This is a genomic window from Helicobacter sp. 23-1045 (assembly GCF_053654655.1).
This window is the reverse complement of the sequence record NZ_JBSIUR010000001.1, coordinates 125,952-152,816: the sequence shown is the minus strand read 5'-3', so window position 1 is coordinate 152,816 and position 26,865 is coordinate 125,952. Positions and strand designations below refer to the sequence as shown.

32 protein-coding genes, 4 tRNA genes and 1 pseudogene are annotated in these 26,865 nt (G+C 39.7%); 9 read left to right on the top strand and 28 right to left on the bottom strand.

Annotated features, from left to right (window positions below):
* Window positions 1-51: 51 nt before the first annotated feature.
* From rpmG to ACWIUE_RS00905, 6 genes are all read right to left on the bottom strand, one after another.
* Window positions 52-222: a 50S ribosomal protein L33 gene (rpmG, locus tag ACWIUE_RS00930; protein WP_454134024.1), complete on the bottom strand. Its 171-nt coding sequence runs from the start codon at window positions 220-222 to the stop codon at window positions 52-54.
* Between the two features lie 13 nt (window positions 223-235).
* On the bottom strand, window positions 236-1,435 hold the full coding sequence (tuf, locus tag ACWIUE_RS00925) for an elongation factor Tu (RefSeq protein WP_454134022.1): 1,200 nt from the start codon (window positions 1,433-1,435) through the stop codon (window positions 236-238).
* A 42-nt stretch (window positions 1,436-1,477) separates the two neighbouring features.
* Window positions 1,478-1,552, bottom strand: a tRNA-Thr gene (locus ACWIUE_RS00920).
* 67 nt (window positions 1,553-1,619) lie between these two features.
* Window positions 1,620-1,696, bottom strand: a tRNA-Gly gene (locus ACWIUE_RS00915).
* Window positions 1,697-1,714: 18 nt separating this feature from the next.
* Window positions 1,715-1,800: transfer RNA gene (locus tag ACWIUE_RS00910), tRNA-Tyr, on the bottom strand.
* A 51-nt stretch (window positions 1,801-1,851) separates the two neighbouring features.
* A tRNA-Thr gene (locus ACWIUE_RS00905) sits at window positions 1,852-1,927 on the bottom strand.
* 215 nt (window positions 1,928-2,142) lie between these two features.
* Here ACWIUE_RS00905 and ACWIUE_RS00900 point away from each other — a divergent pair.
* A complete protein-coding gene (locus tag ACWIUE_RS00900; protein ID WP_454134020.1) occupies window positions 2,143-2,832 on the top strand; it encodes a DUF6056 family protein in 690 nt (229 codons plus the stop codon).
* Window positions 2,833-2,868: 36 nt separating this feature from the next.
* Window positions 2,869-3,681, top strand: a complete 813-nt coding sequence (locus tag ACWIUE_RS00895) for a hypothetical protein (protein ID WP_454134018.1) — start codon at window positions 2,869-2,871, stop codon at window positions 3,679-3,681.
* A gap of 7 nt (window positions 3,682-3,688) precedes the next feature.
* Here ACWIUE_RS00895 and ACWIUE_RS00890 read toward each other — a convergent pair whose 3' ends face one another.
* Window positions 3,689-4,996, bottom strand: a complete 1,308-nt coding sequence (locus tag ACWIUE_RS00890; RefSeq protein WP_454134017.1) for a phosphatidylserine decarboxylase — start codon at window positions 4,994-4,996, stop codon at window positions 3,689-3,691.
* A gap of 101 nt (window positions 4,997-5,097) precedes the next feature.
* Window positions 5,098-6,651 (bottom strand): ankyrin repeat domain-containing protein, encoded by a 1,554-nt coding sequence (locus ACWIUE_RS00885; protein WP_454134015.1) that lies wholly within the window; start codon window positions 6,649-6,651, stop codon window positions 5,098-5,100.
* 421 nt (window positions 6,652-7,072) lie between these two features.
* Here ACWIUE_RS00885 and ACWIUE_RS00880 point away from each other — a divergent pair, with 421 nt between their 5' ends.
* On the top strand, window positions 7,073-7,282 hold the full coding sequence (locus ACWIUE_RS00880; RefSeq protein WP_454134013.1) for a hypothetical protein: 210 nt from the start codon (window positions 7,073-7,075) through the stop codon (window positions 7,280-7,282).
* Window positions 7,283-7,556: 274 nt separating this feature from the next.
* On the opposite strand, the gene ACWIUE_RS00875 is transcribed toward ACWIUE_RS00880, so the two are convergent.
* The 3 genes from ACWIUE_RS00875 to hisS all read right to left on the bottom strand — a co-directional run bounded on the left by ACWIUE_RS00875 (window position 7,557) and on the right by hisS (window position 10,656).
* The gene (locus ACWIUE_RS00875; protein ID WP_454134012.1) at window positions 7,557-8,309 is read right to left on the bottom strand and encodes an arginyltransferase; all 753 of its coding nucleotides are present in this window, start codon (window positions 8,307-8,309) and stop codon (window positions 7,557-7,559) included.
* A complete protein-coding gene (gene hemC, locus ACWIUE_RS00870) occupies window positions 8,302-9,282 on the bottom strand; it encodes a hydroxymethylbilane synthase (RefSeq protein WP_454134518.1) in 981 nt (326 codons plus the stop codon). The genes ACWIUE_RS00875 and hemC overlap by 8 nt, the downstream gene beginning before the upstream one ends.
* A gap of 78 nt (window positions 9,283-9,360) precedes the next feature.
* Entirely contained in the window at window positions 9,361-10,656 is a 1,296-nt protein-coding gene (hisS, locus tag ACWIUE_RS00865) for a histidine--tRNA ligase (RefSeq protein WP_454134516.1), read from the bottom strand.
* 112 nt (window positions 10,657-10,768) lie between these two features.
* On the opposite strand from hisS, the gene waaF reads away from it, so the two are divergent.
* The 3 genes from waaF to ACWIUE_RS00850 all read left to right on the top strand — a co-directional run bounded on the left by waaF (window position 10,769) and on the right by ACWIUE_RS00850 (window position 12,241).
* Window positions 10,769-11,809: a lipopolysaccharide heptosyltransferase II gene (gene waaF, locus ACWIUE_RS00860; protein WP_454134010.1), complete on the top strand. Its 1,041-nt coding sequence runs from the start codon at window positions 10,769-10,771 to the stop codon at window positions 11,807-11,809.
* A gap of 79 nt (window positions 11,810-11,888) precedes the next feature.
* Entirely contained in the window at window positions 11,889-12,077 is a 189-nt protein-coding gene (locus ACWIUE_RS00855; RefSeq protein ID WP_454134008.1) for a hypothetical protein, read from the top strand.
* A 35-nt stretch (window positions 12,078-12,112) separates the two neighbouring features.
* Window positions 12,113-12,241 (top strand): hypothetical protein, encoded by a 129-nt coding sequence (locus ACWIUE_RS00850; protein WP_454134006.1) that lies wholly within the window; start codon window positions 12,113-12,115, stop codon window positions 12,239-12,241.
* Between the two features lie 54 nt (window positions 12,242-12,295).
* On the opposite strand, the gene ACWIUE_RS00845 is transcribed toward ACWIUE_RS00850, so the two are convergent.
* The 10 genes and pseudogenes from ACWIUE_RS00845 to ACWIUE_RS00800 form a co-directional block, all read right to left on the bottom strand.
* Window positions 12,296-12,670 (bottom strand): ankyrin repeat domain-containing protein, encoded by a 375-nt coding sequence (locus tag ACWIUE_RS00845; protein WP_454134004.1) that lies wholly within the window; start codon window positions 12,668-12,670, stop codon window positions 12,296-12,298.
* Window positions 12,574-12,903 carry an ankyrin repeat domain-containing protein gene (locus ACWIUE_RS00840; protein WP_454134002.1) on the bottom strand — a complete coding sequence of 110 codons (330 nt, stop codon included), beginning with the start codon at window positions 12,901-12,903 and terminating at the stop codon, window positions 12,574-12,576. The genes ACWIUE_RS00845 and ACWIUE_RS00840 overlap by 97 nt, the downstream gene beginning before the upstream one ends.
* An 86-nt stretch (window positions 12,904-12,989) precedes the next feature.
* Window positions 12,990-13,877: a helix-turn-helix transcriptional regulator gene (locus ACWIUE_RS00835; RefSeq protein WP_454134000.1), complete on the bottom strand. Its 888-nt coding sequence runs from the start codon at window positions 13,875-13,877 to the stop codon at window positions 12,990-12,992.
* Between the two features lie 9 nt (window positions 13,878-13,886).
* On the bottom strand, window positions 13,887-14,840 hold the full coding sequence (locus ACWIUE_RS00830; RefSeq protein ID WP_454133999.1) for an HTH domain-containing protein: 954 nt from the start codon (window positions 14,838-14,840) through the stop codon (window positions 13,887-13,889).
* A 162-nt stretch (window positions 14,841-15,002) separates the two neighbouring features.
* A pseudogene (gene rplS / locus ACWIUE_RS00825) lies at window positions 15,003-15,353 on the bottom strand (50S ribosomal protein L19); the annotation flags it as partial.
* Between the two features lie 2 nt (window positions 15,354-15,355).
* Window positions 15,356-16,045: a tRNA (guanosine(37)-N1)-methyltransferase TrmD gene (gene trmD, locus ACWIUE_RS00820; RefSeq protein ID WP_454133997.1), complete on the bottom strand. Its 690-nt coding sequence runs from the start codon at window positions 16,043-16,045 to the stop codon at window positions 15,356-15,358.
* The gene (locus tag ACWIUE_RS00815; RefSeq protein ID WP_454133995.1) at window positions 16,046-16,927 is read right to left on the bottom strand and encodes a PRC-barrel domain-containing protein; all 882 of its coding nucleotides are present in this window, start codon (window positions 16,925-16,927) and stop codon (window positions 16,046-16,048) included.
* Window positions 16,900-17,142 carry a KH domain-containing protein gene (locus ACWIUE_RS00810; RefSeq protein ID WP_454133993.1) on the bottom strand — a complete coding sequence of 81 codons (243 nt, stop codon included), beginning with the start codon at window positions 17,140-17,142 and terminating at the stop codon, window positions 16,900-16,902. The genes ACWIUE_RS00815 and ACWIUE_RS00810 overlap by 28 nt, the downstream gene beginning before the upstream one ends.
* A 16-nt stretch (window positions 17,143-17,158) precedes the next feature.
* Complete coding sequence (rpsP, locus tag ACWIUE_RS00805; RefSeq protein WP_454133991.1) at window positions 17,159-17,383, bottom strand: 30S ribosomal protein S16; 225 nt, start codon at window positions 17,381-17,383, stop codon at window positions 17,159-17,161.
* 46 nt (window positions 17,384-17,429) lie between these two features.
* Window positions 17,430-18,788, bottom strand: a complete 1,359-nt coding sequence (locus ACWIUE_RS00800; protein WP_454133989.1) for a signal recognition particle protein — start codon at window positions 18,786-18,788, stop codon at window positions 17,430-17,432.
* Between the two features lie 139 nt (window positions 18,789-18,927).
* Here ACWIUE_RS00800 and ACWIUE_RS00795 point away from each other — a divergent pair, with 139 nt between their 5' ends.
* Window positions 18,928-19,338 (top strand): Fur family transcriptional regulator, encoded by a 411-nt coding sequence (locus tag ACWIUE_RS00795; protein WP_454133988.1) that lies wholly within the window; start codon window positions 18,928-18,930, stop codon window positions 19,336-19,338.
* Here the strand turns inward: ACWIUE_RS00795 and ACWIUE_RS00790 are convergent.
* From ACWIUE_RS00790 to nadA, 6 genes are read right to left on the bottom strand one after another with little or no spacing between them, the layout of a single operon-like run.
* Window positions 19,332-19,628 carry a hypothetical protein gene (locus ACWIUE_RS00790; protein ID WP_454133987.1) on the bottom strand — a complete coding sequence of 99 codons (297 nt, stop codon included), beginning with the start codon at window positions 19,626-19,628 and terminating at the stop codon, window positions 19,332-19,334. The genes ACWIUE_RS00795 and ACWIUE_RS00790 overlap by 7 nt on opposite strands.
* Window positions 19,629-19,669: 41 nt before the next feature.
* Complete coding sequence (gene folE / locus ACWIUE_RS00785) at window positions 19,670-20,206, bottom strand: GTP cyclohydrolase I FolE (protein ID WP_454133985.1); 537 nt, start codon at window positions 20,204-20,206, stop codon at window positions 19,670-19,672.
* Window positions 20,203-21,132, bottom strand: a complete 930-nt coding sequence (gene htpX, locus ACWIUE_RS00780; protein WP_454133984.1) for a zinc metalloprotease HtpX — start codon at window positions 21,130-21,132, stop codon at window positions 20,203-20,205. The genes folE and htpX overlap by 4 nt, the downstream gene beginning before the upstream one ends.
* Window position 21,133: 1 nt before the next feature.
* The gene (gene truD, locus ACWIUE_RS00775; RefSeq protein ID WP_454133982.1) at window positions 21,134-22,246 is read right to left on the bottom strand and encodes a tRNA pseudouridine(13) synthase TruD; all 1,113 of its coding nucleotides are present in this window, start codon (window positions 22,244-22,246) and stop codon (window positions 21,134-21,136) included.
* A gap of 14 nt (window positions 22,247-22,260) precedes the next feature.
* Window positions 22,261-23,097 (bottom strand): carboxylating nicotinate-nucleotide diphosphorylase, encoded by an 837-nt coding sequence (gene nadC, locus ACWIUE_RS00770; RefSeq protein WP_454133980.1) that lies wholly within the window; start codon window positions 23,095-23,097, stop codon window positions 22,261-22,263.
* Complete coding sequence (gene nadA, locus ACWIUE_RS00765) at window positions 23,098-24,102, bottom strand: quinolinate synthase NadA (RefSeq protein ID WP_454133979.1); 1,005 nt, start codon at window positions 24,100-24,102, stop codon at window positions 23,098-23,100.
* Window positions 24,103-24,198: 96 nt separating this feature from the next.
* Here nadA and ACWIUE_RS00760 point away from each other — a divergent pair, with 96 nt between their 5' ends.
* Both ACWIUE_RS00760 and ACWIUE_RS00755 read left to right on the top strand, forming a co-directional pair.
* Complete coding sequence (locus ACWIUE_RS00760) at window positions 24,199-24,345, top strand: hypothetical protein (protein WP_454133977.1); 147 nt, start codon at window positions 24,199-24,201, stop codon at window positions 24,343-24,345.
* Complete coding sequence (locus tag ACWIUE_RS00755) at window positions 24,311-25,279, top strand: glycosyltransferase family 8 protein (RefSeq protein ID WP_454133975.1); 969 nt, start codon at window positions 24,311-24,313, stop codon at window positions 25,277-25,279. Before ACWIUE_RS00760 ends, ACWIUE_RS00755 begins: the two co-directional genes overlap by 35 nt.
* A 354-nt stretch (window positions 25,280-25,633) precedes the next feature.
* Here ACWIUE_RS00755 and ACWIUE_RS00750 read toward each other — a convergent pair whose 3' ends face one another.
* Window positions 25,634-26,443, bottom strand: coding sequence for a hypothetical protein (locus tag ACWIUE_RS00750; protein WP_454133973.1), 810 nt, complete (start codon window positions 26,441-26,443; stop codon window positions 25,634-25,636).
* Window positions 26,444-26,865: the final 422 nt, after the last annotated feature.

Genomic DNA, 26,865 nt, shown 5'->3' with positions numbered 1-26,865 from the left:
TGCTAGATTCTGCGAAATATCGCAGAATCTAACCCCAAAATCCACACAAATCTAACTCTTTAATTTTACCTCTTTATGAATCGTGTGCTTATTCAATCTAGGGCAAAACTTTTTGAGCTCCAGTTTTTCTGTATTTGTTTTTGCATTCTTTGTGGTAGAGTAATTTATATCGCCACACTCAGAACACTTCAACCCGATTTTAATTACATTTCCCTTAGCCATTTTCTAAAAACCTTTATTTGATGATTTTTGTAACCACACCTGCGCCAACCGTTCTACCACCCTCGCGAATCGCAAAGCGTGTGCCTTCTTCAAGCGCGATTGGGTTGATTAGCTCAACGGTGATTTTTACATTATCACCGGGCATTACCATTTCAACGCCATCAGGCAAAGTGATTGAGCCTGTAACATCGGTAGTTCGCACATAGAATTGCGGACGATAGCCTTTAAAGAATGGTGTGTGGCGTCCGCCCTCATCTTTTGATAGGACATAAACTTCACCTTCAAAATTCGTGTGCGGAGTGATTGAGCCGGGTTTGCAAAGCACCATACCGCGCTCAACTTCCTCTTTTTTAGTGCCTCGCAAAAGAACGCCGACATTATCGCCTGCCTCGCCTTTGTCTAGCTCTTTTCTAAACATTTCTACGCCTGTAACGGTTGTTTTTTGAGTGTCGCGAATCCCTACGATTTCGATTTCATCGCCCACTTTTACCACACCGCGTTCGATTCGCCCTGTAACGACCGTCCCGCGTCCAGCGATTGAAAACACATCTTCGACAGGCATTAGGAATGATTTTTCAGTATCCCTTTGTGGAGTGGGGATAAATTTATCCACTTCTTCCATTAGTTTTAGGATTTTTTCGCCCCATTCGCCAACTTTGCCTGTTTTGGCTTCCTCTAATGCTTTTAGCGCAGAACCAGCCACGATAGGCGTATCATCGCCGGGAAATTCGTATTTATTTAAAAGTTCTCGCACTTCCATTTCAACTAGTTCCAACAACTCCGCATCATCTACCATATCTTGTTTGTTTAAGAAAACCACGATATACGGAACGCCCACTTGACGAGAAAGCAAGATATGCTCCCTAGTTTGTGGCATAGGACCATCGGCAGCTGATACTACCAAAATCGCGCCGTCCATTTGTGCCGCACCTGTAATCATATTTTTGACATAGTCAGCGTGTCCGGGGCAATCCACATGTGCATAGTGGCGGTTTTCTGTCTCATACTCAATATGCGAAGTCGCAATGGTAATCCCGCGCTCTTTTTCCTCAGGGGCGTTGTCGATATTGTCGTAATCTTTCAACTCTGCCAAGCCTTTTAGCGATAGCACAGCAGAAATCGCAGCACTAAGCGTAGTCTTGCCGTGGTCGACATGCCCGATTGTGCCCACATTTACGTGGGGCTTACTTCTGTTAAACTTCTCTTTTGCCATAACATTTCTCCTTATGTTTGAATTAAATCGTTACCGAAAATCTGGAGCCCACAAGCGGGATTGAACCGCCGACCTCTTCCTTACCAAGGAAGTGCTCTGCCACTGAGCTATATGGGCGCAATTTGCAAGGATAATATTATATTTGTGAGAATCTAAACAGCTCCCAAATATAATTTTAGCCTTTTGGAGCGGGAAACGGGGCTCGAACCCGCGACCCTCAGCTTGGAAGGCTGATGCTCTAGCCAACTGAGCTATTCCCGCAAATCCATTTCATAAAAATGGTGGTGAGTCGTGGATTCGAACCACGGAAGGCGAAAGCCAGCAGATTTACAGTCTGCCCTCGTTGGCCACTTGAGTAACTCACCCAAAAACACTAAAAATTGGTCCTAACACTGCATTTTGTATGCTTAAAGTAATGGAGCTGGCTAAGGGACTTGAACCCCCGACCCTCTGCTTACAAGGCAGATGCTCTACCAACTGAGCTAAGCCAGCAAAATTTAAATTTTTAGGATTTTTAAAAATAAAAGTCGCAATTCTATCGAAATAAAATCCATTATGTCAAGTGAAAGTTTAAAATTTTACATTAGATTCTGCGATTTTTGACTTTTTTCGTGCGAGATTCTGCGAATTTTGCATAAATCGCCGAATCTAAACGCATTTTTGCTACAATCGCAATTTTTGATTTTATATTTCAAGGATTCACACAAATGAAACTTTCAGCAAAATTTTCAACAAAACTTCATAAATCCCCCCCCCCGTTAGCACCCAAAAATAGCGACTTACAACCCATCTCAACCAAAATCACCCTTGCAATTTGCCTATCCATCTTTGCATTTTTATTCGCGCTAAACGCACTTGTGCCACTCATAGGCGATGATTATGTCCTTCTAAATCAAAGCAATGGCATTCAATCGCTAATATATTCATATCACAGCTGGAATGCGCGAATTTATGAAATGCTCTATGGCGCGTATATCGTGCGATTAAATCCATATATTTTTGATTTTTTTAACGCGATTTTGGGCGCGAGTTTCGTGGTGGGATTATTTGCGCTTTTATTTTGGGATTTTAGGCGAACATTTAATCTGCAAGACATATTTTTGCTTTGTGTTTTATTGTTTTTACTTTGCAGCGCAAGTGCCTTTGAGGCAATCTTTTTGTGGGGCGATGGGAGCGCAAACTACCTTTGGGGCGCACTTGGCATTGTGCTAATAATGCTTCATATAAAAATATTTTTGTTGCAAAATCGTAGTGCAAAAATCACGCGATTTTTAGAATCTAAAATCACAATTTTCGCCCTTTTGCTTTTAAGTCTAATTAGTGCGTCAAGCAACGAAACCCTTGCTGTCTTTGGCATATTCGCCTATATCGCGCTATTTTGCGCCTCCAAGATTTAGGGCACAAAACTGCCAATTTATTACAAAATCTCATTTGTGCTTTTTGTAATAGGATTGCTGTATTTAATCACCGCACCGGGCACAACTGCGCGAATCGCAACCGAAATTACAAGATATGATTATTTGAGTTTGGGCGAACTTTGGGGATTAGACTTTGGAGAAAAACTTCGTAGAATCTATTTAGTGCTAGGCAATTTTGCCAATCAAACGCCACTTGTTGCGCTACTTTTGATATTTTCTTGCGCATTTTTTCAAATCTATAATGCCAAAATTTTATACAAAAATATCACACTTTTTGTGCTGTCATTTTGCCTATTTTGCGCCCTTTTGGTAGAAAATGCGATGGGTGGAATTATCATTTTAATCGCAATGCAATGTTATATTTTTCGCATAAATCCCACCGCCACAAACAAAATCATTTTAATCGCGCTTTGCGTGTGGATTGCGTTAGCATTCACGCAGTTGCAATTTGCCAAAAATCTGCCACTTCGCGCTAGAAGTGCGGATTTGATTTTGCTAATTTGCATTTGCGCGTTAAGTCTCAAAACTTATATTTTTTCTAAAAAAATTATGGTGATTTTGTGTGGTGCGATGATTGTATTTTTTGCCTACACGATTTATCAATACGCCGATTTGCGCATCAAATGGAATGCGCTAGTTGAATTTGTGGAGGCGCAGAAAAATATTTATGGAGAAAATGCGGAAATCGTGTATGGTGCGGAAAAATTTAAGGTTGATTATTTTATGATAAGCACATTTTTCAAGCCAAATCATCCAAAACGACAAAGAGAGCTAGAATACTCGAATTATGAATATGTCTTTGGTGTGAAAAGCGTGGAGTTTAGGTAATCTCGCGCTAGTTTAACTTAAATAGTGCCTCGCCAAAGCGAATCTTTTCGCCTTGCTTAAAGATTTCTATGCAAGGTGCGTTGTCTTGTGGCGATAAATCGGGGAGACTTGTTGTTCGCTTCGTCAATGAACCATCAGTTCTATTTCCTCGCTCACAACTGCGCAACCCCGATTTCTCATCCACAATACTTCCGCACAAATCATCTTTTGTGTTAGATTCTGCGATTTTTGTCAAATTCGCAGAATCTGATGATTTTTCGCTAGATTCTGCGATTTTCGTGCTTTTCGTAGAATCTAATGGATTGCCACGATTTTGCTTCGCAGAATCTCGCAATGACAAATCATTTGAATCCTCCGCAATTCTAGTATCTTGCGCGAGATTTGATAAAGAAACTTCGTCTTCGCCTTGTTTTGTGGGTTGTGCCGAAAAATTCGAGTGAGATAGAGCTGATGGTTCATCGAGCGAGAATTTTTCAAACTCCCGCGCAAAAGGTAAAATAGGTCGTTTAAGAGACGAATTGCCCCTAGCTTCGACAAATAGCACAATCGTAGAGCCCATCTTAAACATTCCTAATTCCTCACCCTTGCGGACAAATTTTGGCTCTTTGTAGAAAAATTCTCTCTTTTTTTCGCTAAATTTTTCTTGCAATTTTGGCTCGATATAAAAGACGATTTGTCCCACATTTAGCGCACCCACCGCGACAAAATAAATTTTCGCGCCATTTTTCATTCGTGCCCGTAAAACCACGCGCTCATTGCGAATAAAGAGATTTTGATTTTTGTTTAGCGATTTTTGATGCACGGGCAAGAGTTTGCCCGTAAAATGCACGATAGATTCTACAAACATATCGCAAGGCGCGTGATAGCGGTGATAATCGCGCGGCGAAAGGTAGAGATTCGCATAGTAGAGATTTGTGGGCAAATCTCTCGCACTCACGCCCAAAAGTGGCGCGACTTCATAAGAAAAGCCCTTGATTTGCAACGCCCTGCCCTGCGCGACTTTGCCACTCTCAATCACAAGGCTATCGCTAGGCGAAATGATGATATTGTCCTGTTTGTCAAAATCGCGCATTTTGCGTAAGCCACGCGTAAAAAGCTCATTTAGGCTTTTATACGATTCAAGTGGCGGAAATTCGCTCAAAGAGATATTGAAAAACGCCACATATTTTGCGTTGATAAAGCTCTGTATCGTGGCTGGGAAGCGGAGATTTGCCACTGCGCCAAAGCAAAGTGAGATGATTTTGCTCCAATTTAGCGCGTAGATTGCTACGCAAAATAGGGCGGTGATTAGAAAAATTACGATAAATTTTGCCATTTTTAATCCTTATACAGCTGATTTGCAAAATTGCCTTTTTGGGATTCTAATTACTTGCGATTTAAGTTTAGCTTAAAAATTTGTGTTTTTTTATTTTGCGCTTACTTTTTTGCTCCCGTATCCGCACCTTGCGCCAAAAGTAGCTTCATTAGTTCTACATTGCCACTCTCTGCGGAGTAGTTTAGTGCGGTTTTGCCATTTTTGTCTTTTGCGTTTATGTTCGCACCACTTGATATTAAAGTGATTGCGACTTTAAAGTTCCCATTTTGACAAGCCAATATTAAAGCAGTTTTGCCACTACTATCTACCATATTTATATTTACGCCACTTGCTAGGCATTCTCTAATCTTTTCTAAGTCGCCTTGTTTGACAAAGTCTATAAAATCTTGTATTTGTCCTAAATATCTTTTTATTTCATCAGTTTTTGCTGAATCCAAAGCAGTTCTACCCCATTTATCTTTCGCATTTACATCTGCACCATTTTCAACTAAATATTTCACAATTTCAAAATGTTCTTTGTATGAAGCCTCCATTAAAGCAGTTTTACAAGAATCATCACTCGCATTTACATCCGCGCCATTTTCGACTAAATATTTCACAATTTCAAAATGTCCTTCTTGTGAAGCACACATTAAAGCAGTTGTGCCATAACTATTTTTCGCATTTACATCTGCGCCATTCGCAATTAGATATTCCACAATTTCAAAATATCCTTTTTCTGAAGCACAGCATAAAGAGTTAGCATTTACATTTGCACTATTTTCAACCAAATACTTTACAACCTCAAAATGCCCATTTTCTGAAGCATATATTAAAGCAGTGTGGCCCAAAATGCCATCTTTCGCATTCACATCTGCGCCGTGTTCTACCAAATATTTTACAATTTCAAAATGTCCTTTTTGTGAAGCATACATTAAAGCAGTATCGCCATAATCTTTCGTATTCACATCTGCACCATTTGCGACTAAATATTTCACAATTTCAAAATGTCCCCATTTTGAAGCCAACATTAAAGCAGTTTTGCCACTATTGCCTTTAGCATTCGTATCCGCACCTTGCGATATTAGATATTTTACAACTTCCAAATGTCCGTTTTGCGAAGTTGCCATTAAAGCGGTTTTGTCATCAACTTTTGCATCTATAATTACACCATTTGCTAAACATTCTTTGACTTTTTCTAAGTCGCCTTGCTTGGCAAACTCTATAAAATTATGATACAAATCTAAAAAAGCCTTTGTTTTAATATCACCACTATAAGCGTTATCGATATCTGCACCATTTTCTACTAAATATTTAACGATATCAAAATATCCTTCTTGTGAAGCCCACCTTAAAGCAGTGTTGCCCAATTTATTTTTCGCATTCACATTCGCACCATTTTCAACTAAAATTTTAGCGATTTCAAAATGTCCATTATATGAAGCCAACATTAAAGCAGTTTCGCCACTATGCTCTCTTTTCGCATTCACATCTGCACCATTTTCGACTAGATATTTCACAATTTCAAAATGTCCATTTTGCGAAGCTTTCATTAAAGCAGTGTAGAGATCGACATAATCTTTCGCATTCACATTTGCGCCGTTTTCGATACATTCTTTGACTTTTTCTAAATCACCAACTGCGGCAGATTCGCGCAATTCACAATTCCAATCCATAATCCAAATCCTTTTGATTTTTTTAAAATAAATTTTACGATTTTAGCGAAAAATGATTTAAGATTCGCGTGAATCTAATGCAAAAAAATTGTCATTGCGAGGCTTTGCAAAAGCCGAAGCAATCCAAACCGAATCCGTCATACTGAGCGCGACAGCGTGAAGTATCCAAACCACGCAAATCTAAAAAAAGCCAAATCTATAACAGACAAGCAAATCAAAGGGCAAAATAAAAATAAAGTGCTTGTGTTTAAGTGTCTTTTAAGTTTAATTTTTGGTAATATTTCGGCAACAAAGTAAATCAAAGGCTTTGGAGCTTTGATGTTTTTAAGGATTGTTAGGGCTTTGAGAGTATTTAGCGTTATGTTGTAAATTTTACGATATAATTACAAAAATATCTTTGAAATAATGCAAAGGATTTGCGATGAGCAAAAAAGATAAAAAAGATAGGCTACTAGCAGAATATCAGCGGTGGCAGAATTATTGCGTAACGATATTTATCGCTGTTGTGGCATTTATTGCTACGCAATATGATACGATGGCTACATTTTTGCTATATTTAAGCATTGTGCTTGTGGTATTTTTGGGTGTTGCCATTGCGCTACTTGCTAAAAAAAATCAAAAAAATCATTGATGATATAGGGAGGCTGTGAAATGGAAATTGTAGTTACTTGTGCGATTGCTTTGGGTTTTGTGGGATTTTTTACCGCGTGTTATATATCTGCATTTCAAGGCAATGATTAGAAAAGATTAGAAAATTGCCAATTAAGGCGAATTAAACACACAAAAATTGTGATTTTTAGCATTGTAGCGTAGATTTGGCAATGCAATGTTTCAAGCAAATCTTGTGAATCTAGCAAATCTAATTTAGATTCGTGTGATTTGGATGGTTGTTTCACTTTATTTGCTCAGAATGACGAATGGAGATATTTTCGCCATTCGGGCATTTCATAAAGATTTGGGCGGTTTAGCAAATATTCAAATGGTTTAAATCGCTCTTTGTAGCCTAGTGAGCGATGATTTTTAATCCAATATCCCGGATAGAGATATTTCACGCCCAAATCCTTTGCGATTTCAAATTGTTTTAAAAGCGAAAATGTCCCAAGCGAGAGATTCGCATAATCGTGGTCGTAAAAAAAATAAATCGCGCTCATCGCCTTGTGTGCGCTCAAAATATCCACTAACGCCACCGCGATAAGCCTCTCATCGTCCAAAAAGCAGATTTCCTTGCCAAAACTCCCGCGCCCATCGACAAACATATAGTTGTATTTATCCCTATCGATTTGATTGTATTCCCAGCCCTTTTTGATATTCATTTGGCTGTGATATTTGTTGTAGAGTGCGACTTTGTCGGCGTTGTAAGTGGGCGATTGAAATTCGATGCGAATGTGGGCGTTTTTGCGTAAGATTCGCTTGTGGTTTTGTGAGAGTGCAAAATCGCCCACAAGATAGCGAATCGATACGCATTTATCGCAAAAATCACAAAACGGCGCAAAAAACATTTCGCCAAATCTCCGCCACCCGCGCTCTAAAAGGGCATTGTAAAATTCCTCTTTACATTGCTCAATCGCTGCATAATGAAAGCGCGTCTCTAATCCCTCTATATAGGCGCAATCGCTAAATGAGTAGTAAAAAAAGGCGTTTTTGTAGCTTCTATCCAAAGTAATCCTCTATCATCGCTAGGGCTTCATCTAGCAAGGGTTTCGCGCCCTTTTGTTCGCAAATGGCAAATAATTTTTGCGCAAGGGCTTTGGCGTTTTGAATGCTTGAAGTTGTGTCTAATTCGTGCGAATCAAAAATAGATTCACGCAAAATTTTCTCCCCATTTGGCAGTCCCAAAATCGCGTGAATTTCAAGCGATTCGCCACTTAACTTCGCATTTACGCCAATAGGCACTTGACAGCCACCATTGCAAAGGCGCACAAATTCTCTCTCTGCCTCGCATTCTATGCGCGTGGGCGCGTGATTTAGCTTTGCCAAAATGTCCGCAATCTCATCATTTTCTCTACACTCTAACCCTAGCGCACCTTGCCCCATAGCGGGTATCATTGAAATAGAAGTCGTTGCGCTTGTCGCAAATGGCACGATGAATCGCACTTCATTTGTCGTAATACCTAGCCGATTCACGCCTGCCTTTGCCAAAATGATTGCATCAAATTCGCCACTTTTTAGCTTATTTAGGCGCGTTTGCACATTGCCCCTAAGGCTCAATGTCTCCAAATCAGCGCGAATAGCTTTGATTTGCATTGCCCTGCGTAGTGAAGTCGTGCCGACTTTTGCGCCTTGTGGTAGCGATTTAAGCTCCGCAAATCTATCGCTTAAAAAGCAATCACGGACATCTTCGCGCTTTGTAATTGCGGCGAGTTGCAAACCGCTTGGCAAAATTACAGGCACATCTTTTAGCGAATGCACGGCTAAATCAATGTCGCCATTTAGCAATTTGTCCTCTAATTCTTTGGTAAAAAGTCCCTTGCCACCGATTTTTGCAAGTGGTGCGTCCAAAATTTTATCGCCTGTGGTTTTGATGATTTTTAGCTCTGCGCACACGCCCAAATTTGCTAATTTATCTTTGATAAAATTTGCTTGCCACAGGGCTAGGACGCTTCCCCTTGTGCCGATTGTGATTGATTTCATTTGCGCCCTTTTGGTTTCATAAGATTCGCGCCTAGATTCGCCATAAATTGCGCTAGATTCACGCCACATTCGCCCATTTTATGCCCTCAAAAGTTCGATTGCTTTTAATAGCGAAATGCCATTCATTTGCATTCCGCTTGTCATATTTTTTAGCGTTATGCCGTTGCTTTTGATTTCATCTTCGCCGATGACTGCGACAAATTCGTGTCCTTTGGAGTTCGCATAAGAAAAGGGCTTTTTGATTTTGGCAATGTCTGGATAAACTTCGCTTGGAATCTTGCTACGGCGGAAAGATTCGGCGATTTTGTAGGCGTAATTTAAGTGCTTTTCATTAAGGCAGATGATTAGCACTCGTGCGGTGGGCTGTTTTTTGACTTCGCCAAGTGCCACAAGTAGCCTATCTATGCCGATACTCGCACCCACGCCACTAATTTTTTCTTTTGAAAAAGTCGCCGCCAAATTGTCATATCGTCCCCCGCTACACACGCTTCCTAAATCCTTGTGGCAATTTAGCGTAGTCTCATAAACGATGCCCGTGTAGTATCCTAGCCCACGCGCGATTGCAAAATTCACGCGGTAGCAGTCTCTATCCATATTTAACCCACTCAAAATCTCATACACGCGCTCAATCTCTGCGATTCCTTGTGCCAACTCATCATTCCACGCCTTTAAATGCGCGATTTCGCTAAAAAATTCCTCCGCATTGCCTATTTGCTTAATGCTTGTCGTTTCAATCAAATCCCTTGCTGTTTTTGCGGGGATAATCTTTGATAGCTCATCGCACACGGATTCGCGCCCGATTTTATCGATTTTATCAATGATTCGCAAAATCGCATTTATCTCGCCACTCACGCCAAAATGAGCGCAGATTCCATTCAAAATCTTGCGATTATTTAGCCAAATGGTAAATTCATCAATCCCCAAAGCGCATAAGGACGCATAAATCACTTGCACGATTTCCGCATCACAGGCGATTGAATCGCTACCGATAAAGTCAAAATCACATTGCGTAAATTCCCTATATCGCCCTTTTTGTGCGCGTTCGCCACGAAAAACATTGCCGATTGCATATCGCTTGAATGGCAAATCCAACTCACTTCTATGCTGTGAGATAAATCGCGCTAGTGGCACGGTCTGGTCAAATCGCAGTGCCACATCGCGTCCGCCGTGGTCTTTGAATCGATAGAGTTCTTTTTGAATCTCTTCGCTGCCTTGCTTTACCAAAATATCCGCATACTCCAAATGTGGCGTCTCAATGGGCATAAACCCAAAGTTTTCAAACTCCGCGCTTAAAACCCGCAAAAGTTTATATTTGGCAAACGCTTCATTTGGCAGTCTATCTTTGAATCCGCTCAAAATTCGCGGGGTAATGATATTATTTTCAGTCGCCATACTTTTAAAAAATCCTAAATTTTAAACTTAAAAATTGCGGATTCTAGCTAAAATTACCTTTAAATTTTACCTTAATTTTTGGGGGATTTGCAAAATGAATTCGCGGGAATTAAAGATTTTGTTGCGATTGCCAAATTGGCTTGGGGACGCGGTTATGGTAAGTCCTGCGTTTGAAATGTTAAAGGCGCATTTTGTGGGCGCGAAATTTTATCTAGTCGGCACGGAGGCTAGTTGCGGGATTTATAGTAGGGATTTGCGCGTGGAGAAAATCTTTATAGATTCAACCAAAAAGGCGCAAAATGGGCGCAAAAATAATCTCAAAAATCGATTTGTGGCGACAAAAAATTTTGCGAGTGAGATTCGCGACAATATCGGTGCAATCGACATTGCGGTGGATTTTACAAATCACTTTTTTTCGGCACTTTTGATTTATCTCATAGGCGCAAAGATTCGCGTGGGATATACAAAAAATGTGCGTCCATTTTTGCTAAATAGGCGCATTAGATTCGTGCGTGGGCTTCATCAAGTGGCAAGTTATATAAATCTTGTAAATGAAATTTGTGGCAAAAAACTGATAAAAAATATGGGCGAAATTTCGTGCGAATCTACGCCTTTAAGGCTAGAAAATCGCGGACTTAAAGGCTTTAAAAGCGATGATTTGCTTTGCATTGGCATAAATCCGGGCGCAGCTTATGGGAGCGCGAAGCGGTGGGAAGAGCGATATTTCGTAGAAATAATCTTGCATTTTTTGAAAAATGATTGCGCGGTGTTTGTTTTTGGCAATGATAGTGTGAGATTGTCAGCGAATCTAGCGCAAAACCCACGATTTCACAATCTAATCGGGCAGACTTCAATCACCGAGCTAGTTGATTATATCGCGCAAATGGATATTTTTATAAGCAATGACAGCGGTCCTATGCACATCGCTGCGGCGTTTCGTGTGCCACTAATTGCGATTTTTGGTGCGACAGATTCGACTGAAACTTCGCCGTGGGTGGATAATGCGGTGATTTTAAATAAGCATTTGCCCTGTGCGCCGTGCAAAAAGCGCGAATGTCCGCTGAAACATCATAATTGTATGAAGCTGATTACGCCTGATGAAGTCATCGAGCGCGTGAATAAAATAATGCGTTAAAGGGCAGATTCTGCGAAAATTATGCAAGATTCTGCGATTTTCGTGCGATTCGCAGAATCTGCGGTGAATTCTACGATTTTTGTTTGATTCGCAGAATCTAGCGTTTTTATTTTTCTGTCATTGCGAGGCGAATCTTGATTCGCCGAAGCAATCTATATATTCCGTCATTGCGAGAAAATGCGTAGCATTTTCGTGGCAATCTATTTTTTTTAATTTTTATTATGGATTGCTTCGTTGCACTCGCTTCGCTTCGTGCGCCTCGCAATGACGGATAAATTTTTAAGATTCTTCGCTTTGCTCAGAATGACAATTTTTTTTAGATTCTACGAATTTCGTGCGAGATTCTGCGTTCAGATTCTGCGATTCGCAGAATCTAGCACAAAAAAAGTCAAAAATCCGCAGAATCTACTATTTAGATTCACGCTAATTTAAATATAAAATTTACGACAAATTCGCACTTTTTTAAGTTGATTAAATTATTTTAAATCATATATAAAAACTCCAATATTTCCATAAATCCATATCCGCTTGTGAATATAAATAATCCTCCATATCAGCATAATTTAGCTCCCTTGCTAGCTCGATAGCATCGCATATTAGCAACATATCTATTTGCAAACTACCACGCCATAAAACAAAATCTATCAAATCTCTATCCTTGCACGCTACCGCCACCATTAGCACATTCCAGCCGTTTTTTGCTTTGGTGTTTATATTTGCGTTGCGCTCAATTAATAGTCTAATAATATCGCAATTTTGAAATTCTATCGCAAAGTGCAAGGCAGTTTTGCCATCATTATTTGTAGCGTGAATCTCTGCGCCATTTCTAGCAAAAATTGCGCTATTGCATAACGCTCCCATTGAGCCGCTTCCATCAGCGCGCTCATACCGCAACTATCCTTGCTAGTAATATCCGCGCCATTTACGACTAAAAATCGCACCACTTCCAAATGCCCATTTTCAGTGGCATTTAGCAAGGCAGTTCTGCCAAATGGAGTTTTCGCATTTATATTTGCGCCCTGCAATAGGCACTCTTTAATCTTATTCAAATCGCCACAACTCGCAGAATCTAACAATATTTGATTGCAATCCATAGATTATCCTTAAAAATTTTATATTTGCAATGTAGCGTAAAAAATAGACAATAAGCTGTCAGTTTATTTTTGTAGATTCTGCGATATTAGATAGAATTTACATATCCCACAATTTCAGCTTTTAGCTCATCGTTTAGCCATTCTGGCTCTATTGCCCTAATGTGCGGGATATATTGATAGATTAGTGGCTTTATTTCCATAATGTGCGAGATTTCTAGCTCCAAAATCGCGCTACCGTCCTTTTGCGCTGTCAAAATTGCGCCATTTATGCACTTGCGTTTGAAGTATTTGGCGATTTCTGCATCAATTAGCAGTCGCACCAAAAACGGCTCATTTAGGTTAAACCACGCGCTATGCGCTTTTTTTAGCCGTTGCTCCACTTCATCGCTAATCGCAAATTTGCGCTCCAAAGCCACCAAATCGCGCATATCCTTAAAATAAAACTTCTTAAAAATGTCGTCATCCGCGCTATCAAGCCCTAACACATACCAAAATCCATCGAAATGCGCGAGTTTTATGGGTTTGATTTGATAGCTTTTGTCGTGGTAGGCAAATCCAAGCTCCACGCGCTCTAAAATCAGCTTTTCGATAAAGTCAAAATGCACCAAATCATCGTCCTCCAAACTCTCACTTTGCGCACTTATGTGAATGGGCTGGTCTAATTGCTGGGTTAGCTTTGTAAGCAGGGGACGGGCTTTTAGATAAAAATCCGTGCCGTTATTTTTGGCGAGTTTGCTTAAAATGCCAAGTATGATTCGCTCATCGCTTTTTAGGGCGTCAGTAGCGCGTTTCTTGTCAAGGCAAAGCAAATGCCCGACTTTATACGCGCCCAAATTGCGTAGCTCTGCAAAATCGCGCTGAATGGTTTTGGTGCTGACGCCAAACTCACGCGCCAAATCGCTAGGGCTAATGCCGTTAGAATTTTTAAGCCGTTCATAGAGCTGATTTATGCGCGTAGTGCGGGGAGAGTTCATAGTGCGAATCTACTCTACAATGTTGCATTTTGCCTTGTGTGCTTTTATCTTTTCATCGCTAAAAATCTCATCATATTTGCCTCTAGCGATACGCTCTGGGTCGTTTGTCGCAATGTCCTTATTGACATTTTCGATAAATTCTCTAAAATCCCCATTTTTTTGCACTAGCATATCAAGCGTTTCAATGTCTAGCTCCCGCGTTCGTGCATTAAAAAGCACTTTTTCATCTTTTAGCTCCACTACGCCTATGCCAAAACTTGCATTTAGTCGCGATAGCTCATTGCGCACTTCCTCATCGTCTTTGATTTCATAGGCTACCAAATAGCCCTCATTTGCAAAGCTAGAGTTTGACACCGCCTGAAAATAGCACTCTTTTAGATTCGCACTATTGATAAAGCGTTTGATTTCAAATGAGTAGATTTTATAGCTAGATTTGCTTATGTTGCGGAGTAAATCTAGCGTGTTGTTTTGATAATCATCAAAAGGAAAATGAATGCCGACAATATCGGGGTGAATCCACTCATTTAGCCCTGCTTTTGTGGATTTGCTTTTGTTTGCGTTGATTGTCTTGCAAAATAGATTAAATTTCTCACTCTCAAACAAAAACTTCACAAGCAAGGGGTGCAAGTCAATTTCTAAAAAGCCTTTTTCCTTGCTTTTTAGCTCTTTTTCTTGCGTGGCTTGGTTTTGTTGCTCGATTTGTGTTTCTTTGCCGATGATTTCATTTGCGCGGGATTTGAGCCAAAATGTCGTGGGGCGTTTGCTTGGATTGTAAAACTTTGAATCGCTTTTTTCTTTGATATTTGTAAAAAGTTGTGCCGACAAACTTGCCTCTGGCGTTTTGCCATCGCTACCTAGCTCTTTATCAAGCCCCATATTTTTCGCACTTTCCCACATTTCCCTATAATTTAACGGCATTTCTGCTTTTTTCAAAACCGCTTCGGCTAATTCTAAAAATGTCATTTTTGTTTCCTTACTTTAACACAGATTCGCCTTTGGATTCGCCTTGCAAGGGGCGAATCCACAATATTATGCGGGGTTTGCGGGGTTGTTTGATTCGGCAGATTCGTTAGATTCAGCACCTTTTTTCGCGCTTTTTGCGCTATCTTTATTTGAATCTTGTTTGCGGAGTTCTTTGATACGCGCGGCTTTGCCTTTTCTGTCTCTTAAATAGTAGAGTTTTGCACGGCGCACACTGCCTTTGCGGACAACTTCGATTGAATCCAACCCCTCGCTATAAAGCGGAAAGGTTTTTTCCACGCCCACATTGTTTGCGCCGATTTTTCGCACCCTAAAGCTCTTATTCACGCCACTGCCACGCACGGCGATACAGATTCCCTCAAAATACTGAATCCTGCTTTTATCGCCCTCTTTGATGATAATGCCGACTTTTAGCGTATCTCCCGCCCTAAAATTAGGGACTTTTTTATCCTTAATCTGCGCTTTTTCAAACGCTTCAATATATTTATTTTGCATTGTTATGTCCTTTTATGCAGGTCTGGACGAAAATATTTCGTCTTTGCAACTGCTAATTTTTGTTTAAAAGTGCGAATTTTACTATGATTTCCCTTTATATATTCTAAAGGAATGCTTAAATTTGCAATATTTTTTTCATTATTCATATTTTTTGTGAAAATGGGGGCTTCTAAAAGGTTTGATTCAAAGCTCTCACCCTGCAAAGATTCAGCATTGCCTAAAACTTGTGGAATGTGGCGTGAAATGCAATCACAAAGCACCAAACTTGCAATCTCGCCCCCCGTCAAAATATAATCGCCAATGCAAAAAACTTCATCGACAAACGCCTCAATCACGCGCTCATCAACGCCCTCATAACGCCCGCAAATGAAAATTATATGGCTTTGATTTTGCGCCAAACGCTTCGCATCAAAACTGCAAAAAGGCTTTGCCACAGGCGTAAGATAGATGATATGGCTTTGTGGCGTGGCGATTTTGCGTATCGCACTCTCCAAAATATCAGCGCAAATCACAAGCCCCGCACCGCCACTTGCTTGATAATTATCGACTTTTTTGTGCTTGTCCGTGCTAAATGCGCGAAAATCGATGATTTCAATTTCGATGAGTTGCGAATCAATGGCGCGTTTTAAAATCGAATCGCTAAAATATCCGCTGATTAGGTTAGAAAAAAGCGTTAGAAATGTGAATCGCATTTATGAATTCTCCAAAATGCCTAGCGAATCTTGCGTAAAAATATTGCCTTTGGATTCGGGCGAATCTTGCGAATCTTGCGGTAGATTCGCGCCTTTTTCTACACGCAAAATATAGCGCGAAATATATGGGATATAAAATTTTTTTGCCTTTATGTGCGGATATTTCGCGCAAATCTCGGCACTCACTGCCACAATCAAATAATCCACACTTCCGATTCGCTCAATGTCGCTCACAATGCCGATAATCTCATCATTTTCAACCACGCGCATACCGATGATTTCAAACCAAAAATGCTCATTTTCGCTAAGCGCACAATATTTTTGGCTCAACGATTCGCTAGAATAAAGCAAAAGCGAAGTGAGATTTTTTGCGTTATCAATGCTTTGAATTTCATCAAATGTCGCGCTTTTTTTATGTGGATTGAAAGATTTTAGCGTGAGAAATAAGCCGTCATTACTAAAGAAACTTCGGCTTTGCCTCGTTTTGCGAGACTTGACGCAGCCAAGTCGTGGCAATCCACAGGATTTACGAGCGAAGCGAAGTAACCATCCATTTTTTGATTCGTGGATTGCTTCGTTGTTTTCGCTTCGCTCAAACGCCTCGCAATGACGAGTGGTGGTTTGCTTTGTGTGCCGTGAATCGTGCGCCGAATCCCTTGCCAAAAACACATTGCCCTTTGTGAAAATTTCATCAAAATCGCTATAAATGATGAGCCGAATCTCGCCTTTTAGCCCAATGGTTTTGCCACATTTTGCCACCAAAATGCCAAAATCATCGGCGTTTAGATTGTGCGAATCGCACAAATCGCCACTAGATTCGCGCGAATCCAAAGTCAAATTTGCATTAGATTCGCCTAAATCGCCTCGACAACGATTTTGCAACTCATTCCGTCCTTTGCCTTACACGCCGATACAAGCGTTTTTATGGAGCTTATCATTTTGCCTTGTTTGCCTATCAATCGCCCTACATCTGCGCTACTTGCGTAAATTGTGATATTGCGAATCTTATGTTGCGAATCAATACTCTCTTCTACCATAATCTGCTTTGGATTTAGGGCGATTTTTTGCGCGTAGGATTGAATAAAATCTTTAATCATTTGCCACAAACCAAAATTATTTTGTGATTTCTTTCACTCTATCGCTCATTTTCGCGCCCACTTTTATCCAATAAGAAAGCCTTTCTTTATCGACTTTTTTGAAATCTGGGTTTAGCGGATTGTAGTAGCCGATTGATTCAATCCACCCGCCATCGCGCCTTTTTCTGCTGTCTGTAACTACGATTTTGTAAAAGGGCTTTTTTTTACGCCCCGCACGAGTTAGTCTAATCACTGTTGCCATTTTTTCTCCTTAATATTTTTTAAAAAACGCGAATTATAGCAAAATTTTATCGCATTTTATTAAGATTCGCACCTTGAATCATATTCATAATGTTTTTTACGCCATTTGGGGAAGTCATCTGCTTTGCCATTTTTGCAGCCATATCAAACTGCTTTAAAGCGCGATTTATGTCGCTGACTTCTAGCCCCGCGCCAAGTGCTATTCGCTTTCTGCGAGAGCCATTTAAAATGTCGGGATTTTCGCGCTCTTTTGGCGTCATCGAAGCTACCATCGCCTTTATGACTTTTATTTCGCGTGAGTTGTCAATATCGACATTTTTTAGCGCATCGCCCATCGCGCCAAGTCCGGGCATCATCGAAATGAGCGACTTCATCGAACCCATTTTTTTGATATTTTCAAGTTGCGCCAAAAAGTCCGTAAATGTGAAAGTGCCTTTTTTGATTTTTTTGGTGATTGCCTTTGCTTCTTTTTCATCGACTACGGCGGTGGTTTTTTCAATAAATCCTGCCACATCTCCCGCGCCCATAAGTCGCCCCACGATTCGTTCAGGCAAGAAAATATCCAAATCCGCCATTTTTTCGCCACTACCGATAAAGCGAATGGGGACATTTATTTGCTTTGCGACAGAGAGCGCGATGCCGCCTTTTGTATCGCTATCAAATTTGCTTAAAATCACACCGCTTAAACCTATCTCTTTATTGAATGTATCCGCACTCCGCACGGCGTCTTGTCCGCTCAAACTATCTAAAACATAAAATGATTCATTTGCATTAACTTTGCTTTTAATCGCTTGTAATTCGCTCATCAAATCTTTGTCAATCGCCAAACGCCCCGCCGTGTCGATGATGACAACATCATAAAGTTTGGATTCGCCGTATTTTGCGGAATCTTGTGCGATTTGAAGCACACTCGCAGAATCTGCGCTAGATTCTGCGTTTTGCGTGGATTCTGCGTTAAAAAAATCCACTTCGATTTCTTTTGCTAATTGCCGTAGTTGCTCAACTGCCGCTAATCTTTGCAAATCGCAGGATACCAAAAGCACCTTTTTGCCACGCAGTTTGAGATAGTTTGCAAGTTTCGCGCTACTTGTCGTTTTGCCACTGCCTTGAAGCCCTACCATAAGCACGATTGTAGGAGGTTTGGGCGCGTAGGTGAATCCATAAGTCCCGCTAAAAACGCTATAAAGCGCGGATTCTAGCGCACTCTTAAAATTATCGCGCCCGATTGCGCCCTTGCACTTGCCTTCAACTTGCGCGATGATTTCTTTTGCGACTTTGTGATAGACATCATTGCGAAGCAAAATCTTTTTTAGTTCGTCCAAACTCCGCGCTAATGCCCGTTCATCATCTTGGAAGCGAATCTTGCTAACAATGCCCTTAAACGAATTTGTAAGCGTATCAAACATTTTCTCCCCTTAAATTTGCGTTTAAAAAAGTGCAGATTCTACAATTTTTTTCAAAAATAAACAAATCGCCCCTTTGAAATACGATAAAAATTATTATATAATCCGCATTTTTCAAATCACAAATTTTTAAGGCGACATAATGAGTAGCATAGATTTTACAAAAATTTTAAAAGACAAACATTTGAAGGTAACCGCCCAGCGCGTGGCGATTTTAGATGAGATTTATAAAAACGGGCATTCAAGCGTGGATGACATTTACGCTCTTATAAAAGAGCGCATACCGCGCGTTTCTCTTGCGACAATCTATAAAAATATCCTTTTAATGCAAAATGCCGAAGTTTTAAAGAGTATCAAAACGCCCACACAAAAGCAAAAATACGAGTTGAATAAAAATCCGCACATCCACCTGCATTGTAGAATCTGCGATAAATTAGAAGATTTTGACTTGGATATGAGCGATTTTCGCGCGTATTGCGAAGAAAAAAGCGGGTATAGTAAGATTGATGATACGGCGGTGATTTTCAGCGGAGTGTGTAGGGCGTGTCAATAGTGGCATTGTTTTGAAAATGCGAGAAGTCGCGCTTTGGGCGACTTTATGGCAATATAGATTCTGCGATTCGCACGAAAAATTATAAAAACGCAGAATCTAATGCAAATTTCGCAGAATCTGCGAGCTTTTTTCGTCATTGCGAGATTTTCGTCATTTTGTTTATTAGATTCTGCGATTCGCAGAATCTCAATCGAAGTAATGGCGGTGTGGCTTTGCGCCGTTTTTATGCAAAACAAGCGAAATAGAACTTGGGGGTTCATCGAGCGCGGTTTTATGCAAAAATAATTCAAATGATTACCCCAGAACAAATTGTATCCACGCAACATTAAATTTACGCCTTTATATGCGCCATAAACTCCGCCCTACTTCTCGCATCCTTCTTAAAAGTCCCGCGCACTGAGCTTGTCACAATTTTCGCATTTTTCTTGCCCTGCATTGCCATACAAAGATGTGTCGCTTCGATGGCAACCATCACGCCTTTGGGATTTAGCGCACTCCAAATGCACTCTGTGATTTGCTCATTTAGTCGCTCTTGAATTTGCAATCGCCTTGCAAAAATCTCCACAACTTCCACAAGGTGCGAGATTCCCACGAGCTTTGAATCGGGCAAATACCCAATATTCACCTTTCCAAAAAATGGCAAGATATGGTGCTCGCACATCGAATAAAACTCAATATCTTTCAAAATCACCATCTCATCGTAGTTTTCGGCGTATTGCGTGGCGTTTAATAAATCAAGCGGATTTTTTTTATATCCGCTGTATAAATATTCCCACGATTTTATTGCCCGCTCAGGCGTCTTTAAAAGTCCTTCACGCGCAGAATCTTCGCCAATTTCCGCAAAAAACTCATCAAAAAATCGCTTCATTTACTTAACGCCTTTATGCGATTTTGAATGCTTGGGTGCGTGCTAAAACTCTCTTTAAAATCAAAAATATACGCCGCCCTGCGAGTGGGATTGATATCGCCAAAATCGCTTGTATTATAACTTTTGCTAATTTTTTGTAGCGCAGAAATCATCGGCGCGCTATCCTCCATCATATACGCCGCCCCGCTATCTGCCATATATTCACGCGAGCGACTTAAATACATTTGAAGCAAAATCGTAAAAATAGGCAAAATAAATTGTAGCACTAGCAAAATCATTCGCGCGGCATTTGCGCCTGAATTGCGATTGCTACTAGCAAAGAGAAACACCCCATAATTTGCCACAAGAAGCATTACATTGCTTAAAATCCCCACGCTCAAAGTCAGCCGAATATCGCCGTGCCGAATGTGACTTAGCTCGTGTGCCATCACCGCCTTTATTTCATCGTGCGTGAGATTATCCACAAGTGCCGTTGTAAGCGCGATTATCGAGTTATTTTTATCCCACCCACTTGCAAAGGCATTCATATATTGCGCCTCCATCAAATACAATTCAGGGCGAAAGGGCGTTTTTGACGCTTTTAAAAGCTCATCTAAAATATCGCATAATTCTTGCTCTTTGCGGGATAAGACGCGATTTGGATTTATTAGTTTGTGTTGATTTCCGCTAAGCATAATTTTTTTAAAATTTTTAATCATAACTGCGATGATAACAAGCGCGATTACGCCCATAAATAGCGTAACAACGGGCATCTCTCTAAAAGATAGCAAATCGCTAAATCCCCCGCCAAGCGACTCTGCATCAATCCGCACAATATCCACAAGCAGCCCAATCACCGCAAATATCGCGATATAAGTCACCAAAACCAAATTTGTCTTTTTTTGATTTTGTTTTATAATTCGCTCAAATCGTCCTTTTACTCGCATTTTACCCCCTTTTTATCGCAGAATCTGCGCTAGATTCTGCGTTTTTACTCGCAAAATCCTTTGTGTTTTGCAGGATTTCCAAAAATATCGTCCCATAACTTCCCTTTGGTAGCGAAAAGTTGAATTCCCCTTGCGCGACTTCTTTTTTGTAGATAAAATTTAGATTCTGCGGGAAAACCCACGCCACACGCCTATCGCCAATCTCATTTCGCAGAATCTCATCATAAAATGGCATTTCAAATTCTAGCGCAAAATCCTTTGCTTTTAGGATTTTACCTCCGTATAAAATGCCTGTGGGCGCGAGTTTTTGCGCGCTAAATAAAGGCGCAGATTCTGCGTTTGTGTAAAATAACTTCCCTTGCGGAAATTCGCACGCCACATCGCCACGCAGAATCTTAAAAAAATGCGCTTGATTTTGCAAATCTTTTAAGTCGCTTTGTGTAATTTTGTAACGATTTTTCGCTTCATTTGGCGCAAAACGCAGAATCTGACAAAATCTTATGCGATTTTCTAACCACAAATTAAACAAATGACTTTGATACGCGCTAATTAGGAACTTTGCGATTTTTTTATCCCGCACTTTTATTTTGCCTTCCATTAGTGCCTTTCCCTCCAAAAAATTATCGCCATTTTTGCCAAACCTCTGCGCCCCAAAGTAATTTGGCATTCCATTTTGTGCGATGATTTTGCAAACTTCATCGATTTTTAAGGCGTTAATTTTATCTACTTTTTTTATTTGAATGTGAAATTTATTCCCCGCCAAATGCCCTAATTTAAGCTTGTTTTTGTGAGTCGCAGAATCTAGGATTTTTATATTTTCGTTTGATAGATTCTGCGCTTTTGCCTCAAACTTTTTAGGAAGCGAAATGTATTGAATGGAAAGCGCGTTTTTATCTTTTAGCCCCGCATAGCCGATTTCAGCGCGCTTAATGCCTAAATTTTCGCTAAAAATATTTAGCATTTCTGCGGTGGAGAGATTTTTTTTACGCACTTTTAGGATTAAATGCTCCCCACTTCCGCAAAACCCATAAAGCGGGATTTCCTCCACGATAAAGGACTTTGGCGACTTTGCGAAGTGGAAGTTTATCGGGGCGTGCGATAGATAATTTAGCATTTATTTCACCTTCATTATTTCATTTTCAAGCTCAAATCTACCCATTTCGCTTGATGAATTAGTGCGCCGATACTCACCGCATCAACGCCAAGCTTTGCGTATTGTGCGATATTTTGCTCCGTAATATTGCCACTTGCTTCTAACAAAATATGCGGATATTTCTCATTGCGGATTTTGGCGACTTTTGACACAGATTCTGCGCTCATATTATCACACATTATTATATCCGCACCCGCATTCATCGCAGATTCGGCACTCTCTATGCTTTCGCATTCAACTTCGATTTTTGCAACCCACGAGATTTGCGCCCTTGCATTTGCGATAAACGCACTCAAATCCGCAATATGTGCGAGATTTGTATCCTTTAACATTAGGCAATCATCAAGCCCGAACCTGTGATTTATCCCCCCGCCGTTGCGCACGGAGTATTTTTCCATCTCACGCAACAATGGGCGCGTTTTTCGCGTATCCAAAATTTTTAGATTCGCACCATTTTCGCGCAAAATTGCTACGAATCTGCCCGTATTTGTGGCGATTCCACTGCTATGTGCCAACATATTTAGCCCCACGCGCTCACTTTGCAAAATGTCGATATAATTTCCACGCAACTTCACAAGCACTTCGCCACGCTTAAAATGTTGCCCATCCGCCTTTAAAAACTCAGCGTTGATTTTAAAAATCTCATACAGCGCATTTAGATAAACTTCGCCACTAAAAATCCCGCTCTCTTTTGCGATGATTTGCGCCTCTACCTTTTTATGCGCTAACTCGTGCGAAATGCACCGCTCAAACAAATCTCCACGCCCCAAATCCTCTGCGATGACGGATTTTACAAAATCTCTAACGCTCATTTATGACAACTCTAACATTTTTTCTAGCGACATTTTTGCGTATTTTATCGTCTCATCGTTTTCGCAAATCTCATTATAGGGCATATCGTCCTTAAATGCGCTCATCACGGCGTATAAATCCTGCAAAGTCGTCTCATTCATCGTAGGGCAAAGCGGTTTGGTGGAGGATAGCACAAAAATATTTTCTTTGTTGCCGTTTCGTTTGGTTAGGCGATGAACCAAATTAAACTCCGTGCCAACGGCGACTTTTGCACTTTGCTCTAAATCCGCTACAAACTTTATGATTTGGCTAGTTGAGCCGACAAAGTCGCTTTTTGCTACCACCGCAGGGTCGCATTCTGGGTGCGTGGCAATCAAAATATCGCTAAATTTTTCGCGGTAAAAGTCAATGTCATCAGGCGTGAAAAGCTGATGAACCGAGCAAAATCCATCATAGCAGATTATGTGAGATTCGATTATCTCTGCGTCCGTGCATTTGCCTAGCACACAGGCTTTTTTGCCGTTTTTTTGTGCTAGATTTAGCCCCAAGCACCTATCTGGCATAAAAAAGATTTTTTTATTTGTGGAAGTTGCGTAATCAAAGATTTTTGCGGCATTTGCGCTTGTGCAAACTACGCCACCCATTTTGCCGACTTTTGCCTTGACATCGGCGTTTGAGTTGATATAAGTCATAGGGAAAATATCCGTAATCCCCAAAGATTCGAGCTTTGCCACACTTTTATCAAAATAGCTTGAATCTATCATTCGCGCCATCGAGCAACACGCAAGACGGGGCATAATCACGCGCTTTTGCGGAGCAAGCACCTTTACACTCTGCCCCATAAAGCTAACGCCACAAAATACGATTAGATTTTGCTTTGCGCTACTTGCCTTTTTTGCGAGTTCCAAGCTATCGCCACAAAAATCAGCGATTGCCACAATCTCATCGCGTTGATAAAAATGCGCCACGATTAGCGCGTCTAGCTCATCTTTTAATCGCAGAATCTGCTTTTGTAAATCTTGCATTTAAGTGCCTTTGCTAAAAAAATTGGACGGATTTTACTTTGATTTTGTTTAAAATGCTACAATATGCGTTTTATTTTTTGAATTTAAGGATTGCAAATGAAAGATAATGCCTATCACATCGTGTTTTGTTGCGATGATAATTATGTAAAATATTGCGCAGTTTGTATGCAAAGCATTGTAGAATCTATCGCAGAATCTAGCGAAAAATTTGGCGAAAAATCAAATAGGGGGGGGGCAGAATAAGTTAGATTCTGCGAATGTGATAGATTCTGTAAAAAACGCAGAATCTAACGAAAAAACCACAAAAATCGTAGAATCTACCCCAAAATCGCAGAATCTACACGCAAAATCTTACCCAAATCTCCCGCTTCACTTTCATCTCATCACCGACACGATTTTGCCCCAAACAAAAGCAAAATTAAAAGCATTGGAGGCAAAGCTCTCCAAAATCTACCCGCTTTTTATTAGCACCTATCATCTCTCGCAGGATTATTTTAAGGAACTTGGCGCGTGGGGCGTGAGTGGGGAGAATTATTGCGCGTATTTTCGCCTAAAAATGGGAGATTTATTACCGCAAAATATTTATTTTGCGCTGTATTTGGATAGCGATGTGATGTGTGCTAGCGATGTGCGCGAGATTTTTCATATAGATTTAGGCGGAAATGCCCTTGCGATGGCAAAAGATGCGATTATTTCTAATGGACTTGCAAATCGCGCGGATTTGTTTGACGCACAAAACTATTGCAATTCTGGCGTGATGCTAATTGATATGACAAAATATCGGGCAAAAAATATGGATGAGATTTTTGCGCTAAAACTTTATGACCAAGATTTTTTGAATTATAAATTTAAAGGGCAAATTAAAATTTTGCCATTTCGCTTTAACTTTGTGTGGATTGATTGGCGCAGACTTGATTTTGAAGGGCAAACCACACAAATATCACAGCAAGAATATCGCAATGGATTTTTTGTCCGCCCTAGCGCGTATTGCAAGGATGAGATAAAAGATGCAATGCAAAATCCGCTATTTATCCACTTCGCGGCGTCTTATAAACCTTGGGAAAAGGTAAATTGGAATATGGGGCATTTTAAAAAACCGCTTTTTGTAAAAAATCCTTTTGATGCGCTGTGGTGGCGCAAGGCGAGAAAAACGCCATTTTACTTTGAGATTCTGTGAAGTTATCAAAAATTATCGCTTAAAACAAATATTTATGCTTACAGCAAGGCATTTATGCCAAAAATCCTTTGGAATATTTTGCGTGGGATAAAAAAGCGAATTTGTAGAAATTAAAAGTGTTGCTAGATTCTGCGAATCTGTCTCGCAAACTCCACCACATTTTCTCGCGCAAAAAAGTCGAAACGCAAATCACAACTTTTGATAAGCAAAAGTGTGATTGCAGTTTATGTGTGATTTTAAAAGTATTTCTCTACGAAGTTTTGATATTGAAGCGATAAAATTTAACAGGACAAAATACATTTTAAGTTAAGTCGAGCTATTAAATTATAGAAATAGTATAATTTAGACTTTGCGCTAATTGCATTGTTTGATTATGAATTGTTTTTCTTTGTCGTATTGCCATATATCATCATTTATTTTGCCGATGAATGGCGAAATAGAGGCTAGATTGTCGCCCAAAATTTTTATATAATAGTTTTCATTGATTTTAGAACATATTTTGCCATTTTCATAGTATGAAGTATAATGAATGATTGAGGGAGCATATTTGGAAAAATAAAAAGCGGGTTTTTGTGCGAGAATGCCAATAACGTATAATATGGCAAATAAACCACAAAGCATAAAAGCTCCAAAATGAATCTTATTTTGAAAATCAAATTTTTTTATAATATAATTCTCTATGCCGCTAAATAGACTTTTTATAAATTCAATATCTTTGAGCGTAGAAAATACACAATATATCATCAAAATAAATGCCGAAATAGCCATAAACAAAATGATTGAAATACAAGCCACATAAAATATTGCAAAAAAATATATTGCCGTTGTATAACTATCTGGCATAAAATTTACAATAGTTCTAATATGCTCTTTTGATAAAATTTCCGCTATTCCATAAAGAATATAAGAGAATGGCAAAATAGTCATAATGGACCTTATAATATTGTTTGCAATAATATTTTTAGTAACTCTATATAAATCAGCTATTGATGGTATTAAAATAACTAAAAATCCCAATGATAACAGCATATCTTTTTGCCATCCATCATCAATATTTAACGCAATAAATGCAATAATAAGCCCAATAAAATATAAATAATACAATGCTTTCTTATGATAAAAATTTTTTAATTTATCATATTTTTTTTGAATAAAGTAATTCAAGATATACTCCATTTTACATATTTAGTAATCATAATCTTGTTAGCAAAAAATATTCCAGCATATAATCAAAACAGTGATTTTAAAACTACTTGTGTAATGTATTTTTTTTTAATTTAGATTTAGGACAAAATCAAACAGATTTCACCCTATCGCAAAAAAGATTTTTTGCGTAATTTTAATTCTTCTGACATTCTTGCAGGGGTTTTATATGCTGTAAATACTTGTTTTTATTGTGCGTATAATATTCTATACTACATTTTAGATTGTTTGAGGTTAATTGAACCAAAAATAAAATACAATTTCACTATAAAAAACAGACAAAATCTGAATTATGTTAAAATTTCATCGATGATTTTATTAAAAAAAGACAAAATGGCAAAATACAAACCAGCTGATATGACAGAATTGCAGGATTTAGCAGA